The 15,624-nt window shown below is 47.7% G+C and carries 14 protein-coding genes; 6 read left to right on the top strand and 8 right to left on the bottom strand.

Features of this window, described 5'->3' with window-relative positions:
* Positions 1 to 8: 8 nt before the first annotated feature.
* The 7 genes from eutB to doeA all read right to left on the bottom strand — a co-directional run bounded on the left by eutB (position 9) and on the right by doeA (position 8,372).
* Positions 9 to 983: a hydroxyectoine utilization dehydratase EutB gene (gene eutB, locus VEA_RS18175; protein ID WP_006741390.1), complete on the bottom strand. Its 975-nt coding sequence runs from the start codon at positions 981 to 983 to the stop codon at positions 9 to 11.
* An 86-nt stretch (positions 984 to 1,069) separates the two neighbouring features.
* Positions 1,070 to 2,476 carry an aspartate aminotransferase family protein gene (locus tag VEA_RS18170; protein WP_006741391.1) on the bottom strand — a complete coding sequence of 469 codons (1,407 nt, stop codon included), beginning with the start codon at positions 2,474 to 2,476 and terminating at the stop codon, positions 1,070 to 1,072.
* A gap of 41 nt (positions 2,477 to 2,517) precedes the next feature.
* A complete protein-coding gene (locus VEA_RS18165) occupies positions 2,518 to 4,038 on the bottom strand; it encodes an NAD-dependent succinate-semialdehyde dehydrogenase (RefSeq protein WP_006741392.1) in 1,521 nt (506 codons plus the stop codon).
* Between the two features lie 155 nt (positions 4,039 to 4,193).
* Positions 4,194 to 4,673, bottom strand: coding sequence for an Lrp/AsnC family transcriptional regulator (locus tag VEA_RS18160; RefSeq protein ID WP_006741393.1), 480 nt, complete (start codon positions 4,671 to 4,673; stop codon positions 4,194 to 4,196).
* A gap of 103 nt (positions 4,674 to 4,776) precedes the next feature.
* Complete coding sequence (locus VEA_RS18155) at positions 4,777 to 5,790, bottom strand: TRAP transporter substrate-binding protein (protein WP_006741394.1); 1,014 nt, start codon at positions 5,788 to 5,790, stop codon at positions 4,777 to 4,779.
* A 332-nt stretch (positions 5,791 to 6,122) separates the two neighbouring features.
* Positions 6,123 to 7,130: a N(2)-acetyl-L-2,4-diaminobutanoate deacetylase DoeB gene (gene doeB, locus VEA_RS18150; protein ID WP_006741395.1), complete on the bottom strand. Its 1,008-nt coding sequence runs from the start codon at positions 7,128 to 7,130 to the stop codon at positions 6,123 to 6,125.
* 54 nt (positions 7,131 to 7,184) lie between these two features.
* Entirely contained in the window at positions 7,185 to 8,372 is a 1,188-nt protein-coding gene (doeA, locus tag VEA_RS18145) for an ectoine hydrolase DoeA (RefSeq protein WP_005392731.1), read from the bottom strand.
* Between the two features lie 273 nt (positions 8,373 to 8,645).
* Between doeA and ehuR the strand changes: the two genes are divergently transcribed.
* From ehuR to VEA_RS18130, 3 genes are all read left to right on the top strand, one after another.
* Positions 8,646 to 10,079 (top strand): MocR-like ectoine utilization transcription factor EhuR, encoded by a 1,434-nt coding sequence (ehuR, locus tag VEA_RS18140; protein WP_006741396.1) that lies wholly within the window; start codon positions 8,646 to 8,648, stop codon positions 10,077 to 10,079.
* Positions 10,080 to 10,211: 132 nt separating this feature from the next.
* Positions 10,212 to 10,769, top strand: coding sequence for a TRAP transporter small permease (locus VEA_RS18135; protein ID WP_006741397.1), 558 nt, complete (start codon positions 10,212 to 10,214; stop codon positions 10,767 to 10,769).
* A complete protein-coding gene (locus VEA_RS18130; protein ID WP_005392736.1) occupies positions 10,766 to 12,043 on the top strand; it encodes a TRAP transporter large permease in 1,278 nt (425 codons plus the stop codon). Before VEA_RS18135 ends, VEA_RS18130 begins: the two co-directional genes overlap by 4 nt.
* Positions 12,044 to 12,107: 64 nt before the next feature.
* Here the strand turns inward: VEA_RS18130 and VEA_RS18125 are convergent, their stop codons facing one another.
* The gene (locus VEA_RS18125; protein ID WP_006741398.1) at positions 12,108 to 13,109 is read right to left on the bottom strand and encodes an AraC family transcriptional regulator; all 1,002 of its coding nucleotides are present in this window, start codon (positions 13,107 to 13,109) and stop codon (positions 12,108 to 12,110) included.
* A 131-nt stretch (positions 13,110 to 13,240) separates the two neighbouring features.
* Between VEA_RS18125 and VEA_RS18120 the strand changes: the two genes are divergently transcribed.
* The 3 genes from VEA_RS18120 to VEA_RS18110 are packed head-to-tail and all read left to right on the top strand — an operon-like array spanning position 13,241 to position 15,618.
* A complete protein-coding gene (locus tag VEA_RS18120) occupies positions 13,241 to 14,002 on the top strand; it encodes an SDR family NAD(P)-dependent oxidoreductase (protein WP_006741399.1) in 762 nt (253 codons plus the stop codon).
* 40 nt (positions 14,003 to 14,042) lie between these two features.
* A complete protein-coding gene (locus VEA_RS18115; RefSeq protein ID WP_006741400.1) occupies positions 14,043 to 14,555 on the top strand; it encodes a 2,4'-dihydroxyacetophenone dioxygenase family protein in 513 nt (170 codons plus the stop codon).
* 4 nt (positions 14,556 to 14,559) lie between these two features.
* Positions 14,560 to 15,618 carry a zinc-binding dehydrogenase gene (locus tag VEA_RS18110; RefSeq protein ID WP_006741401.1) on the top strand — a complete coding sequence of 353 codons (1,059 nt, stop codon included), beginning with the start codon at positions 14,560 to 14,562 and terminating at the stop codon, positions 15,616 to 15,618.
* Positions 15,619 to 15,624 lie beyond the last annotated feature (6 nt).

Raw genomic sequence — 15,624 nt, 5'->3', positions numbered from 1 at the left:
GACCTCGGTTATTCTTTGACTTGGCGGCCAATTTTTAATGCCGTCTCAAAAGTGTCTGAAGAGACGTTTTTTCCACTGAGCACCAAAACGACTTTCTTACCGCGTAAGTCCAGTTGATGCTGGTGAATGGCGGCAAGCCCCACTGCGGCCGCGCCTTCTACGGCAAATTTTTCTGCATCGAAAATATCTGCCATGCCTTTGGCGATGTTGTGTTCACTGACTAAAAACGCTTTATCCATGACTTCTTGCACGAGTTTGAAGGTATAGCGATTGTCTAAACCTATGCCGCCACCTAAGCTGTCAGCAAACGATTCGTGCTCTTCAACTTGTACTGGTTTTCCTGCTTTAATGCTTTCTACCATCGCAGCGCCTTTGTCCATGGAAACGCCATACACGTTCACTTTGCTGCTGTTTGATTTTGCGGCTAAGCCAATACCACCAATCAATCCGCCGCCAGATAGCCCGGCGAAAATGACGTCGACATCAGGAAGATCTTCAATGATTTCTAGCCCAATGGTCCCTTGTCCGGCGATGATGTCTGGGTGTTCGAATGGTGAGAGATAGGTCATCGACTCTTCTTCTGTTAGCCTCAATGCTTCTCGCTCCGCGTCGTCTTGAGCTTGCCCAACAATTCGAACTTCTGCGCCTAATGCTTTAATTGCGTCGACTTTGTTTTGTGGCACTAAATTGGACATACAAATCACGGTGCGGACTCCTAGTCGTTGCCCAGCATAAGCCACGGCACGGCCGTGATTACCAGTAGAGCAAGTGACGACGCCATGTTGTTTTTGTTCCTCACTCAGTTTGTTCATGGCATGAGTCGCTCCACGCAATTTAAAAGCACCAATAGGTTGTAGTGTTTCCAGTTTTAACCAAATTTCACATTGATATTGTTGCGATAACAGTGGTGAGTGAAGTAATGGTGTGCGACTGACTAATCCGTTAATCGCTTTCTTTGCGGCAAAGATTGCTTGTGTTTCCATGTAGTACGTCTCTTAGGACCGCCCCCTCTAATTTGGTCAGAGGGGGCGGTAATCATTGGTAGGTTTGTGAGTTGGTTAATTCGCGGCTATTTTGGCTGCCACTGTTTAGACGTGACGAGGTTATCCATCACTTTATTGACCGCTTGGTGCGCTTTGTCGACAATAGTGTCGATGTCATTACGGTTCGCGATAAGCGGTGGAGCAAAGCCGAGGATGTCACCATGTGGCATGGCACGAGCGATTAAGCCTTGCTCTAAACAGGCTGCCGCGATTTGCGGACCCACTTTCAAGTTTGGATCAAAGTGTGCTCGGCGGAGTTTGTCTGAAGAAAACTCCAACGCATGCAACAAGCCAACGCCACGAGTATCACCGACCAATGGATGATCGTTAAACGTCTCCGCCATACGTTGCTGCAAGTAAGCGCCGACTTCGGCTGCGTTTTGCACCAGGCCTTCACGTTCAATGATATCGAGGTTGCAGTTCGCGGCTGCCGCTCCCATTGGGTGACCGGAGTAGGTATAACCGTGTCCGATAGCACCCCATTGGTCGGTGCCGTTTTCTAGCACACTCCAAACTCGTTCACCGACGATCACGCCAGATAGCGGTTGATACGCAGAGGTTAACCCTTTCGCTACCGTGATGAGATCCGGTTTCATGTCGTAGTGCAGTGAGCCAAAATCGGAGCCGAGGCGACCAAAGCCACAGACCACTTCATCCGCAATCAAGAGTACATCGTATTTGTCGAGTACTTTGCGAATCGCCTGCCAGTATCCTTCTGGTGGTGGCACAATACCGCCAGTACCGAGCACTGGTTCCGCAATCATCGCTGCTACCGTTTCTGGGCCTTCTTCCAAGATCATTGCTTCGAGTTGATCCGCACAATATTGAGAGAATTCAAGCTCAGACATGCTATCGTCTTCACGGCGATAGTAATACGGCGCCATGGTGTGCTTGATGCGCTCAAGCGGTAAATCAAAATGAGCGTGGAACAGAGGCAGCCCTGTCATTGAACCCGAAGCGATACTTGAGCCATGGTAGCCGCGGTCACGGGAGATAATTTTTTTCTTCTCTGGTAGACCACGGGCATTGTTGTAATACCACACCAACTTAAGTTGAGTTTCGTTCGCATCGCTGCCCGACATGCCGTAGTAGACTTTACTCATGCCTTCAGGGGCCATTTTGATGATGCGATCTGATAGTGTCACTAGTGCTTCGTTCGTATGACCGACGTAAGTGTGGTAGTACGCCAGCTCTTTGGCTTGTTCATAAATAGCATCGGCCATTTCAGTCCTGCCATAGCCAATGTTCACACAATACAACCCGGCAAAGCCGTCTATCAGCTCGATGCCTTCTGAATCGGTGATGCGTATTCCGCTTCCGCTCGAGATAATTCTTCCCGAAAGCTCCCCAGCCGCATACTGCTTCAGGTGGGTTGAGGCATGAAATACTCTCTGACGGTCGATCTCTAAAAGTTGTTGGGTTTTGTTGCTCATGATCCTTCTCCTCGAATAATTGGATATCCATATTTCGTGCCTTAACTGCCACTGACGGTTGGTAAAGCGCCTAAGCAGCAGTATTTGATTTCACTGTATTCTTCAAAGCCGTGGCGACTGCCTTCTCGTCCAAGCCCTGACTGTTTCACACCGCCAAATGGGATAGGGTGGCCAGTCATCTTGACGGAGTTCACGCTCACCATGCCAAATTCCAAACCACGCATGCAGCGCCAAATTTGGTGAATATCGTGACCATAAACATAGGCAGCTAAGCCGTACTCAGTGTCGTTGCTCATTTCAATCACGGTATCTAAGTCTTGGTAAGGCAACACGCCTGCCACAGGACAAAAATTCTCTTCGCGATACACCGCCATATCAGGGGTGACATCGGCTAGCAATGTCGGCGCGAAGAAGTTTTCGCCTGGTACGGGCTGGTGGTATCCCGCTACCAATCGCGCGCCTTTGTCGAGTGCGTCACGCACCAAATCATGCGCTTTATCCACCGCAGCGCGATTGATCAGCGGCCCCATGGTGGTTTTTTCATCTAAACCATTGCCCAAAACAATGTGGTTCATTTCTTTGGCAAACGCTTCCAAAAACGCTTCGTACTTATCGTCAGGGACGAAGATACGGTTTGCAGCCAAGCAGTCTTGTCCTGCAGTTTGAAACTTGGCATCGACGGCGGCTTTGGCTGCTTGCTCGACATCCATATCTGGCAGCACGATGAAAGGGGCATTACCACCGAGCTCCATACTGCATTTCTTCACGGTTTGTGCCGCGTCGCGCAGCAGCAACTTACCCACTCGAGTTGAACCTGTGAACGAGAGCGCTTTGACTTTATCGGAGTGACACAAGGTTTGTGACACCATCACCGCATCGCCAGTGATCACGTTAAATACACCAGGTGGAAAGCCAGCTCGGTCTGCTAATTCTGCCAAGGCCAATGCGGAGAAAGGCGTTTCACTGGCAGGTTTGATGAGCACCGGACAGCCTATCGCTAGTGCTGCGGCGGCTTTACGGGTGACCATTGCATTAGGAAAATTCCATGGTGTAATCAGAGCTGCGACACCAATCGGCTCGCGTACCGTCGATAGCTGCGCATTCGGAATATGACTTGGGATGGTTTCGCCATAGCTACGGCGTGCTTCCTCTGCAAACCAACGAACAAAGGATGCGCCGTAGTCGATTTCACCCAAAGCATCACCTAATGTTTTGCCTTGCTCCATAACCATCAAACGAGCAAGATCTTGTTTTGATTCTAAAATCAGATCGTGCCAACGCATGAGAATTTCAGCGCGTTCTTCTGCTTGCATTTTTCGCCATTGACGAAAGGCTTGGTCGGCTTCATCAATCGCTTGATAGAGTTGTTGCTGAGATAGCTTGGTAATGTAGCCGATGACCGTACCATCCGCTGGATTATCCACCGGATGAAATTGGTCACCACTTACCCATTTGCCATTTACGTACGCTAAACCTCTCACCAAACGTACGTCTTTCATTATCGCCATCATGTCGTGTGAGGCTTTTAATTCCTCAGCATGTGAGATGTGCAGTGCTGTCATGAGTCCTTCTCCCAGCGTCGTTGTCCATAGTTAAACTGTAATGGAGAAGTGACCGAAATAATTTCTGATGCCTAGGTTTAAACCATCAAAACTTTCTTTTCCACACCGTTAGATATGGTGATTTTTCTGGTCGTCTTTTAAGCGTGTTTTCCCTTTTAGAACAAGGCGTTTTGGTTCACTTCTAATGTGCCTGCATCACGTTTGATTGTTTTCGTCACGATGTAAGTAAAGTAGCGCTCAATGCCCACTTCTGACTCTAACCAGTTGTCGATAAGCCGCTGATATTGATCAATATCTTCCGACTGAATTTTGAGGATGTAATCGACACCGCCGCCTGTGGCATAACAATCAGTGACTTCTGGTGAGTGTTGAACCAGTTGCTCGAAACGTTTGAACGCTTGGGCGCTGTGCTCTTTGAGCGTAACTTCAACCATGACCGACGTTCGTTTGAACAAAACATCGGTATTTACTTTTGCCCCGTAGCCTTCAATGATGCCTGCTTCTTCCAGTTTTTTGACACGCTCCCAGCAAGGGCTCACGGATAGGTTAATGGCCTCGGCAAGGTGAGATTTGGTAATACGGCCATTGTCATGAAGTATTTGTAGAATTTTTACGTCGTAGCGATCGAGGCGCATAATTGGTCTCCCTGTAAAATACCAATCAGTTCAGAATAGTTGATGACTGGTCAACCGCTATAAGGTGGCCCGAAGGCCACTCCTTTTTCTGTTATTGATTCTGTTATTGATTGAACTCTTGTTCCAGTGAGCTCAGCACCGCTTTACCGCTGTCGCCTGTAAGCTCGATGTATTTGTCCCGCATTGGCATAGAGGCTTGTTTAAATGCTGCACGTTCGTCGCTGTCGAGTTTGATCATCTGCATATCTGGTTTTGCTTGCTTAATTTGATCAAGACGTTCTTGGTTAAACTCATCCTGTTTTTCAAATATAAAGTCAGTCATACCAGCGATGACTTTATTGACCTGATCTTGGCGGGTTTGTGGGAGGGTTTCGAACCAACTGTTGTTGGTAATGACAGTCGTAGTAAATTGTTGTTGTCCTGCCCAGATCATGTAGTCGTTCACTTCGTAGAACTTCATTTCTTCGATAGCAAAAACGGGGTTTACTTGACCATCGATCATTTTAAGTTGCAGAGCACCATAGACTTCTGAGTAGGGTAAAGGCGTAGGGTCGGCTCCAAACGATTTATAAGCCTCAACCAGCATTGGCGATGCCATCACGCGTATTTTGAAGTTATCAAAATCTTTTGGAGAACGAATCTCACGGTTGGTCGTCCACACCATTTCACCTTCTGGATACATAGTGAGAAGTTTGAGGTTTTTCTGTTCTAGCTTTTTGCCGAGTGTGTCATAGATAGTAGGGCTTGAACTCAGCACTTTTTTATTCACATCATTGTCTTGCGACAAAAGGTAAGGGATGGAGAAAACCTGCATTTCGGGCACGAATGAACCAAAAATACCTGGCGATGCGTTGGTAAATTGGATAATACCGTTCGCAGTAAGCTCGGTAAGATCTTCTGACTGACCTAATGTGCCGTATGGATAGACTTCCACTGTGACGTCGCCATCGGTTGCATTTTCGATGCGCTTTTTAAACTCTTGCGCATAAGCATCTTGCACCGAGCCTTTGACTTCTTCTAGAGCGAATTTCCACGTTTCTGCATAAACATTGCTGGTGGCAAAGCTGGCAGCGATCAGTACGGCACTCGTTAGGTAGCTGTGTTTCATCGGATTCATCCATTTCTTCCTTAATCAGTTTGTGAGTCAATTCACCAACGGCAGGTGATACACCAGACCCGATGTTGTGTCGTGTTTAGGGCGTGTTGACCTTTCGAGCTGATTTTTGCAGCGCTTTGTGGGTGGCCTACATAAAAAGCCGATAACGCAGTAGAAATGAACCACAAAGGCTGCCCGAAGGGTTCGAGCTAGGCGCCCCCGCAAAAATCGTTTTATGCTTTGTTGAAGACCATTTGCTTAGAATGACTAGGCTGCATAGTCTTCGCCGCGCCTAAAACGATTTTACCTCGAACAAAATTTAACCGCGAAAGGTCAATACGCCCTAATAAGAGTTAGTTTAATTCGCCACAGTCTTCGGCAATTACGGCGACCGTGTCACCAATGTTGACCATGGCAGGGAAACGACGTGCAGCAAAAATCCCACTGCGCTGCGCTTTGTATTCGATTGGGTCGCTCCCTGTACGCTCGGTTGAATAGATTCTTGCCAGTACATCGTCTTGTTTGATGGTATCGCCAAGCTCAAATAAGTATTCGGTGATACCGTTGTGCTGGCTTTGCACGTAGCAACTTGCATCGGGCATATCAAGCAACCTAGTTGGCAGGGTTGGTTTTTCGTAATCACCTGATAAGTTGCCCGAAAAACGCAAGAAGTTACGAATACCACGGTCGGCATAAGCGATGGTTTCTGGAGTGCTGGTTCCGCCACCTCTGAGCTCTGTGGTAACGAAGATTTTGCCTTGAGATTCCACTGCGGTGTCGTACAGGCTGGTGGCGTCCATTTCGAGCAAGATCATGGTGTAAGGTGCGCCAAACAGCTTTGCACCTAAGATGCATGCTTCTTCTTGATCGAGGTTGTCGAGGCGATGGGCTGCGGCGAAAGGCACGATGTCTAACGTTTTACCACCTGAATGAATGTCTAACGCAAAATCGCACATGGGTACTAAGTAACGAGTAAAGTAATCCGCGATTTTTTCGGTCACTGAGCCTACAGGGTTTCCGGGAAAGCTGCGATTTAAATTCCCTTTATCGATAGACGATGTGCGCGAGGCATTTTGTACCGCAGGTAAGTTCATCATTGGCACAATAATGACGCGACCTTGGATTTGCTCTGCTTGCAGCGAGTTAGCCAATTTAAGTAGGCTGGTAATGCCTTCGTATTCATCACCGTGATTACCGCCAGTAAGCAGCGCCGTTGGCCCGTGACCATTTTTGATCACGGTGATAGGTATCATGATGCTTCCCCAAGCGGAGTCATCATGGGAATAGGGCAGCGCTAAAAAGCCGTGCTGCACGCCTTCTCGGTCAAAGTCTACGGTGGCTGTGATCGAGCTCTTTTGCATATCGAGTCCTTTTTGTTCTTAAGCCTAGTTCAACAGAACTTACGGTTTGAAAAATTAGTGTTTAACAAATAAGTGGCGTGGAAAATCACACAGTGTTTTTGCACCATCACGGGTGATCACAATGCTTTCGGTGGTTTCTAACCCCCAATCTTCAAACCATAGCCCCGGCATAAAGTGGAATGTCATGCCTTCTTTTAATACGGTTTTATCGGTGTCTCGCAAGCTCATGGTTCGTTCGCCCCAGTCAGGAGGGTAGCTCAGACCAATTGGGTAACCACAGCGGGCGCCTTCACGTGAGAATCCTGCTTTATCGAGGACTTGGTTCAATGCGTTGGCGATGTCGGCGCAAGTATTGCCTGGTCTTGCGACTTCTAAGCCTGCTTCGAGACCTAAAGTTAATGCTTCATCTGCACGTTTGAATTTGTCGTCTGGTTCCCCAAGAAAAATAGTGCGAGAGAGTGGGCAATGGTAACGGCGATGCGCCCCAGCGATTTCGAAAAAAGTACCTTCGCCTTTTTTGAAAGGTCTATCATCCCACGTTAGGTGAGGTGCAGAAGCATCAGAACCAGATGGCAAAAGCGGTACGATCGCGGTGTAATCGCCAAAGTGATCTTCATGCCCAAGTACTGCTTGGCGGTTAATCTCGGCGACAAGGTGATGTTTCGGCAATCCTGGCTCGATCATATCGAACGCGACACGATGCATGTTTTCAACAATGCGAGCTGCGCGGTACATATAAGCCAGTTCTTGATCAGATTTAACGGCGCGACACCAATTGACTAGCCCGGTTGCATCGAGAAGTTGAGCATTCGGTAAGTGCGTGGTGAGTGACTCGTAAGCGGTGGCACTAAAGTAATAGTTATCTTTTTCCACACCGATACGGCCGCGATCCCAAAGACGCGGGGCGAGTACCGCTTCTACCAGAAAATCCATTGGGTGCAATGGTGGGTTCATTACATAATGGTCTGGGTAGTAGGTGATATTTTCTGCCGACATATACGCAGTTCTGTATGCCCCATTGGCATCTTGGCAGCGCCCAAACCAAACAGGCTCGCCAGATGATCCTACAACGACACATTGTGGGACATAAAAAGACCAACCGTCATAACCTGTCAGCCATGCCATGTTAGAGGGATCGTGAATGATAAGGACATCCAGCTCTCGCTCTTCCATCGACTGCCGAACTTTTGTTAATCGGTCCTGGAATTCATCCAGTGTAAAATGCAAAGCAACGCCTCTCATATTTTCTCCTTGTTAAAAATCCGACGCCTTATGGGCCTTCGGAGACGTTGAGGTATTTCTACCTTCCACCAGGTCAGCCAGACCTGCGTTTAAAAACTATTGCAACTCACCACTGCGGCTGGGTTTGGATTAAACGATGCCATTTAACATGTTTGTTGAATCTATATTTCTCATGTCAATCATTACAATTGTGGCTCATTTTTGTGCATTACACCGCATTTGATGGCTAAAAACTCGCCATTTGTTAAATTGAAGTTACAATGAGCATTAAAAATGAATCAATTAAAATATTGTGTCATGACAATTTCTTTGAACCCGATCATTCGCCCAGGCACCGCTAAGTACATCTCCATTGGCAATTATCTTGTCGAATGTGTCCGCAGTGGTTACCTAAAACCCGGTACTCGACTACCCACACATCGTGAGTTTGCGGAGCAAATTGGCGTGAGCGTACAAACCGTCAGTCATGCATATGGTTATGCAGAGAAAAAAGGTGCGCTCGAGTCTTGGGTGGGAAACGGTACGTTTGTAAAATCAGGCTTTGTGGATGAAAGCACGGACACGGAGTTCATGCTGACGCAAGAGATGAAAGAAACGCCGGATGAAATTGATATGTCGATCGCTCATCCGGTAGTAACCGATCGCCACATTACGCTTTTTAATCAGGCGTTAATGGAAATTGCTGGGCAAACAAACAATCGCAGTTTGATCAGTAAAGCAAAGCCAGTAACAGGTCAGCCTCATCATATTGAGTCCGGAGCGCGATTTCTCAGTAGCCAAGGGTTAGACGTTGGTACCGATCAAATATTACTCACAAATGGTGCATGCCATGGCTTGACCTTGGCTTTAAGCACCGTTGTTGAACACAGTGATTTAGTCGCTTGTGGCCACTTAGTCGATCATGGCTTGATCTCTCGCTCGAGAATGCTTGGATTTAAGTTACAGCCGCTTGAGATGGATGGGTTTGGTATCACTCCGGATGCATTTGAATGGGCATGTAAACACAAACCAATCAAGGCGCTGTGTTGCACACCGAGCATGGCCAATCCGAATAGTGCGCATATGGATATTTCGCGCCGAGAGGCGATAGCAAATATTGCAAAGCAGTATGAGATCTACGTGATTGAAGATGACGTGTATGGGGCACTAGAGCCCAATCGTGTCCCACCTCTCGCCGCACTGTTACCCGAGCAGGCTTTTTATGTCACCAGTTTAACCAAAGTCGTAGCGCCAGGTATGCGTACGGGCTATTTAACGGTCCCACGTCATTTTTTGCAGCATGCGATTGGCCGTTTAGCTGCGACGAGTTGGTCTGCGACCCCGTTACCGTTTGAAGTCGCTCATTTGTGGATCGAAAACGGTACATTAAATCGACTTGTTCGATTTCAAGTCAATGAATTTGCCAAGCGCCAGCGAATAGCAAAAGCCACCTTAGAAGGGCATGTTTATAGCTCACACCCTAATGGTCAGCACATTTGGTTGAGGTTACCCGAGCAGTGGAGCAGTGATGATCTGGTCGCTTCGGCTAAGCGTTCTGGGGTGCAGATCACGGGGTATAAACCTTTTGTTCTCGATACTAATCAGCCAATGCCTTACGTGCGAATCAGTTTGGGAGCAGAGACTAATCGAGGTTACATTAAGCATGGGTTATCTGTGATTGCAGAAATTCTCGATACAAACCCTCCAACCTCTCACTTTTTGGTCTGAGCAGTATGCTCTGACCAATTTTTTCTGCGAAAGCGCCAAGTTCAGAAAATCTTTCTTATTCACCTGATTGACTTGATTGTCATGAAAAAGATAACGTTTCATTAACATTTTTGTTGATCAGGAGCAGCGCGGATGAAAGGGATTTTTCAGTGGCTAGATAAATATATACAGAAAGCGGAGGCGGCACTGCTCATTGGCTCGGTGCTTCTTATTGCGTTGAACTCAATTGCTAACGTGTTAGGGCGCTACCTCTTTAGCCAAAGCATCTACTTTTCAGAAGAACTCAATTATTTCCTCATTATTGCCGTCACGTTTATTGGTTGCAGTTATGCTGCCCGCCAATCTCGCCATATCCGTATGACGGCATTTACCGATATGCTTCCAAAGCGTATACAAACTTTAGCCAACGGCATTATTTATTTACTCACCGCCGCATTGGTGGCGGTGCTAACTTGGTATTCGTGGCAATACATTGGCAAGGTGAGCCAAATGGGGCGTCTTTCTCCTGCAATGCAAGTACCTTTGAGTTGGGTGTACTTAATCGCACCGATTGGCCTTTTCTTTAGCACGGTTCAGTTCGCGCGTGTGGGTAGTCGCCATATCAAACGTTTCATAATGCTGACAAAGCTTTCACGCTCATCTCGACCAGATGGCATCGGCTCTGCCACTAAGCAGGAGAAAGCGCTATGACGACCGCTCTTGTAGCAACGATGATCACGTTGTTGGCTTTTGGATTTCCGATGTTGGTACCGCTATTAGCGGCGACCATGTTGGGATTTATTGTTTTTCTTGGCTTGGGGCCAGATTTTATGATCCAGCAAATGCTTGCTGGCATCAAACCCGCTGCGTTGATCGCTGTGCCTATGTTTATTCTCGCGGCAGAAATTATAACCCGAGGCGTGGCAGCAACGCGCTTGCTAGATGTCGCAATGGCGTTTGTTGGGCACGTTCGTGGCGGTCTGGCGATCACCTCATCGCTTAGCTGTGCGATGTTTGGTGCGGTATCGGGGTCTACACAAGCCACCGTTGTTTCTGTTGGCTCTATTATGCGACCGAAAATGTTGGAGTATGGTTACAAAGACAGTTTTGCTCTGGCTTTGATTATTAACGCCTCTGACTTAGCGCTCCTTATTCCACCGAGTATCGGTATGATCATCTATGGTGTGGTGTCTGGAACATCGGTTGCTGAGCTGTTTATTGCTGGTATTGGACCGGCGATCGTGATTTTATTGATGTTTTCTGCCTACTGTTATTTTTATGCAGGCAAAAGCTCTGTAGAAAATGCCCCGCGAGCCAGCTGGAAAGAGCGTTGGACCACAATACGTAAAGCGGTTTTACCATTTGGTTTTCCGATCATTACTGTTGGCGGTATTTATGCTGGAGTATTTAGCCCTACCGAAGCGGCGTCGGTTTCGGTGTTGTACGCTGTGTTATTAGAAATGGTTATCTTCCGTAAAGTGAAATGGAAGGAGCTTGGCGAAATCGCGCTTTCTACGGGCATGGTTACCGCGGTGGTATTTATCTTAGTCGCAGCAGGGGCTGCTTTTTCTTGGGTAATTTCATTTGCCCAGATCCCGCAAGAATTGTTGGGCATGATCGGGATTAATGATCTTTCGCAGACCGAGTTACTGGTCGTTATTTCAATTGCGTTCTTTATTGGTTGTATGTTCGTTGATCCAATCGTAGTGATGCTGATTTTGATCCCTATCTTTGCACCTGTGATTAAGTCCTCTGGCATTGACCCAGTACTGGTCGGCACCATCGTGACCTTGCAAGCTGCGATAGGTTCTGCAACACCACCATTTGGCTGCGACATCTTTACCGCAATTGCCGTGTTTAAACGCCCTTATGTAGAAGTGATTCGCGGCACGCCACCGTTTGTGTTCATCTTGCTTTTGGTCTCTGTGATGCTGATTTTCTTCCCTTCGATTTCACTTTTCTTACGTGATTTAGCGTTTCGATAGTATCGACTAAACGCTCAAAGCCGCTGAATATCAGCGGCTTTTTAATCTATGCTCTCAAACTGGTTCAACTTATTCTGTTCTCCAGTCTCCATTGGCTAGGCGACTTTCCTGTCCAACTGCGAAAGTGGCGGCTGAATACCGCAGTTTCTGCATAGCCCAGTTGCAACGCGATATCGGTAATACTCTGAATATTTTCACTTAAACGCTGCTCGGCAAAATCCTGTCGTACTTGTTGTAACAACTGTCGATAACTTGTTTCCTGTTGTTTTAACTTGCTTTGCAGCATTCTTGGGTGCAGGTCTAATGCTCTTGCAACGCGCTCCACGCTGCATTCTCCCGTCGACAACAAACGACCAATCATATTCGCTGCTTGATCACTCAGATTGTTAGGATAGCGGGTTTGTAAATACTTGAGGTGCTGTTGAAAGTGGCGATCCAGTGCGTCTTCGTCTTGGTGGTCCTTAGCGTTAAGCAGACTCGCTTTAAGTAGGATACCGTCAAACTTATCACCGAAACGCAGTTTGTTCTGTTGGGCAAACTTGCTTTGCTCTACTTCCAAGGTTGCGTGTTGAGTCAAATGTAGCGCGAAGTGGCTTGCTTCAATATCGAGCAAACTGGCGATAAACATGGCTAAGTGTGACACACTGAGCTGCATCAACTGCGCAATACCGCGGTCACTATTCACATCAATATTGAGCGACAATCGTACCCAATCATCTTGTGGCGTCATGTTGAGAGTAACGCCTGACGAATGCAAATAGAGATAATCATTCACCCGCGCCAATGCATTACCGACCGTTTCAGCACGAGAAACCAGCATCGGCAAATCGCCTAAACTTTGCAGGTTTTGGCGCTCGGCGAGTAACGCACCAAACAACGGTTGCTTACAACGAGCAGCCGCTTCTTCCAGTAATTCAGCCAACCTAGGGTAGGCGAGATAGGTATCGGGATCGCGAAACTGCGCGGCAGACAGGCCAACAGCGGCCATTATCTCTTGCGGATTCTGACCTAATTCTGAAACCAAGCTATCAAATTTATCGGCAGCGCCACTTCGTACGATATACATGTCTCGATTTTTAAATGTTAACAGGTTGTAAATCGCAATATATCAAATTTACTTCGCAAAAGGTCAAGTGAGTGCCAGTGAGTTGATCTAAGTTACATTTCGATAACAACAACGCATGGATGAGAAGCTGTATGGAACTTATCAATAAAACTGCCATCGTGACTGGCGCTGCGGGTGGAATTGGGCAAGCTATTATTGCAAAGCTAAGAGAGCAAGGAGCCAAAGTGCTTGCTGTCGATATTTCAGAGCAATCACTGCAAATGTACGCAAGTTTTGGCTCTAAGCAGTTGGAAACCTTTGTTGTGGACGTCACCGATTACCAACAAGTCGAAGCCATGGTGAAGTACGCGGTCGAACAATTTGGCTCACTTGACATCATGGTCAACAATGCAGGCATCGGCGCACCGAAACCTCTGCTTGAACATGATCCTATCGCCGACTTTGAGCCTATCTCTAAAGTCAATCAAAACGGCGTTTACTATGGAATTCTCGCCGCTGCACGACAATTCCAAGCGCAAGGGACACCGGGCGTGATCCTCAATACCTCTTCCGTTTACGCCCAAATGGCCTCCGAGATGACGTTTACCTACAACGTCAGCAAAGCCGCAGTCGATATGATGACCAAATGCGCCGCTCTAGAGTTAGCGCCTCTGGATATTCGTGTGTGCGCGGTCGCTCCGGGACGCGTTGATACTCCAATGTTAAGGCAATACGAAGAGATTGGCTTGTGGAACCACATCCGCAAAGAACAGATGCGTCAAAACTTCACGCAACCAGAAGAGATCGCCAACGTGGTGGCATTTTTGGTTAGCGAGAAAGCCAACTGTATCAACGGTTGCACCATCAGCGCATCTGACGGTTTCGAGAATTTTAAGTACCCACTCATGGGATAGGCGAGCACGCCACATTACAGCAATAGTGAGGATGTAAGTTATGTCATTACCAGAAGTTATTCAGCATCAAGATTTCCTATTAACTCTTAATACGAATGAAGAGTCGATCATCAAAGACGCGCTACCGGGTGTTGATGTTTACCCGCTGTTTCTTGACCCAGAAAATGGTACGTGGGTGATTCGCGCCAAGTTCAAACCGGGCGTGACTCTACCTAAGCACTTCCACACTGGTGTGGTGCACTTCTATACCCTAAGCGGTGCTTGGCACTACATTGAATACCCAGACCAAGTTCAAACCGCAGGTAGCTATTTATATGAGCCAGGTGGTTCGATTCATACCTTCCATTGTCCAGAAGAGTCGGGTGGTGCAGATGGCTTTATGGTGATCCAAGGTGCGAACATTAACTTTGACGAAGAGGGTAACTTTCTCAACATCATGGACGCAGGTTGGATTGAGCAAGTGGTGGTTGCCGCTGCCAATGCGCAAGGTTTTACTGCACGCTACATCAAGCCGGGTGCGATTGCTGGCCTGAGTGATGATCTTGCGGAGTAATCTCATGCAACAGATGAACAGTATCGTAATGCTGGATGGCCGTGTCCGCCTGCAGCAAGTCGAAATACCCCAGCCCGCAGCAGGACAAGTGTTGGTTCGCAGCCTTGCCTGTGGGATTTGTGGCTCCGACCTACACATTACTCGACACGCCGATGAAGTATTTGATGTATTCCACCAGCTTGGATTGATGCCTGATGAAGTAGGTGAGCACGCTCAAGTGATGTTGGGACATGAGTTCTGTGCGGAAATTGTCGAATACGGCGCTGACACGCAGCAAACGTTGCCTGTCAGTAGCCGAGTCACCTCTGTGCCGATGTTGCTCAGCCAAAATGGCGCAGGCGTTGGTGTCACTCCGGGTACTTACGGCGCTTACTCTGAGTATTTCCTACTTGATGAAGCGCTCCTACTGCCAGTGCCCGACGAAATGCCGTCTGAAGCGGCAGCGTTAACCGAGCCGCTGGCGGTCGGTTTGCATGCGGTCAATCGCAGTGAAATCGAAACGGAAGACACAGCGCTAGTTGTCGGTTGCGGCCCTATAGGGCTGGCGGTGATTGCTGCACTGAAACAACGAGGTGTGAGCAACATTCTTGCGGTCGATCTTCAGGAAGAGAAGCTGCAACTTGCCAGCGAGTTTGGCGCAAATAGATTGATCAATCCGACCAAGGAAGACGAGATCGCCGTCGGGGCACAGTATGCAATGAATTCACGTTTGGTCATTTATGAGTGTGTTGGCAAACATACTTTAATTGATGATTTCATGCGCCGTGCTCCTGCTCGAGCACGAATCGTTGTATCAGGCATTCATACGGCTCCAGCAACCATTAACTACGCGTACGCGACGGTAAAAGAGCTCGATTTGAGATTCTCTTACTACTACCAACCGCAAGAGTTTGAGCAATGCCTTCAAGCTATTGCCGAACACAAGTTGCCTTGGCAGAAAATGCTTACCGCCAAAGTGGGAATCGATGGTGTGGAAGATGCGTTTAGACAGTTAATGACGCCAAATGATCACATCAAAGTCGTTATCGAACCATGGCGCCGCGGCGCGTTAGAAGTGATTTAACTCTTA

It is taken from the genome of Vibrio antiquarius, assembly GCF_000024825.1.
GTDB lineage: Bacteria > Pseudomonadota > Gammaproteobacteria > Enterobacterales > Vibrionaceae > Vibrio > Vibrio diabolicus.
This window is presented reverse-complemented; position numbering and strand designations above follow the sequence as displayed.

Excerpts from the sequence above, each read along its gene's own strand:
- VEA_RS18155 (WP_006741394.1), bottom strand. The coding sequence starts at position 5,790 with ATGAATCCGATGAAACACAGCTACCTAACGAGTGCCGTACTGATCGCT.
- VEA_RS18165 (WP_006741392.1), bottom strand. The coding sequence starts at position 4,038 with ATGACAGCACTGCACATCTCACATGCTGAGGAATTAAAAGCCTCACAC.
- VEA_RS18125 (WP_006741398.1), bottom strand. The coding sequence starts at position 13,109 with ATGTATATCGTACGAAGTGGCGCTGCCGATAAATTTGATAGCTTGGTT.
- ehuR (WP_006741396.1), top strand. The coding sequence starts at position 8,646 with ATGAATCAATTAAAATATTGTGTCATGACAATTTCTTTGAACCCGATC.
- VEA_RS18160 (WP_006741393.1), bottom strand. The coding sequence starts at position 4,673 with ATGCGCCTCGATCGCTACGACGTAAAAATTCTACAAATACTTCATGAC.
- VEA_RS18170 (WP_006741391.1), bottom strand. The coding sequence starts at position 2,476 with ATGAGCAACAAAACCCAACAACTTTTAGAGATCGACCGTCAGAGAGTA.
- VEA_RS18120 (WP_006741399.1), top strand. The coding sequence starts at position 13,241 with ATGGAACTTATCAATAAAACTGCCATCGTGACTGGCGCTGCGGGTGGA.
- VEA_RS18115 (WP_006741400.1), top strand. The coding sequence starts at position 14,043 with ATGTCATTACCAGAAGTTATTCAGCATCAAGATTTCCTATTAACTCTT.
- doeA (WP_005392731.1), bottom strand. The coding sequence starts at position 8,372 with ATGAGAGGCGTTGCTTTGCATTTTACACTGGATGAATTCCAGGACCGA.
- doeB (WP_006741395.1), bottom strand. The coding sequence starts at position 7,130 with ATGCAAAAGAGCTCGATCACAGCCACCGTAGACTTTGACCGAGAAGGC.
- VEA_RS18130 (WP_005392736.1), top strand. The coding sequence starts at position 10,766 with ATGACGACCGCTCTTGTAGCAACGATGATCACGTTGTTGGCTTTTGGA.
- eutB (WP_006741390.1), bottom strand. The coding sequence starts at position 983 with ATGGAAACACAAGCAATCTTTGCCGCAAAGAAAGCGATTAACGGATTA.
- VEA_RS18135 (WP_006741397.1), top strand. The coding sequence starts at position 10,212 with ATGAAAGGGATTTTTCAGTGGCTAGATAAATATATACAGAAAGCGGAG.
- VEA_RS18110 (WP_006741401.1), top strand. The coding sequence starts at position 14,560 with ATGCAACAGATGAACAGTATCGTAATGCTGGATGGCCGTGTCCGCCTG.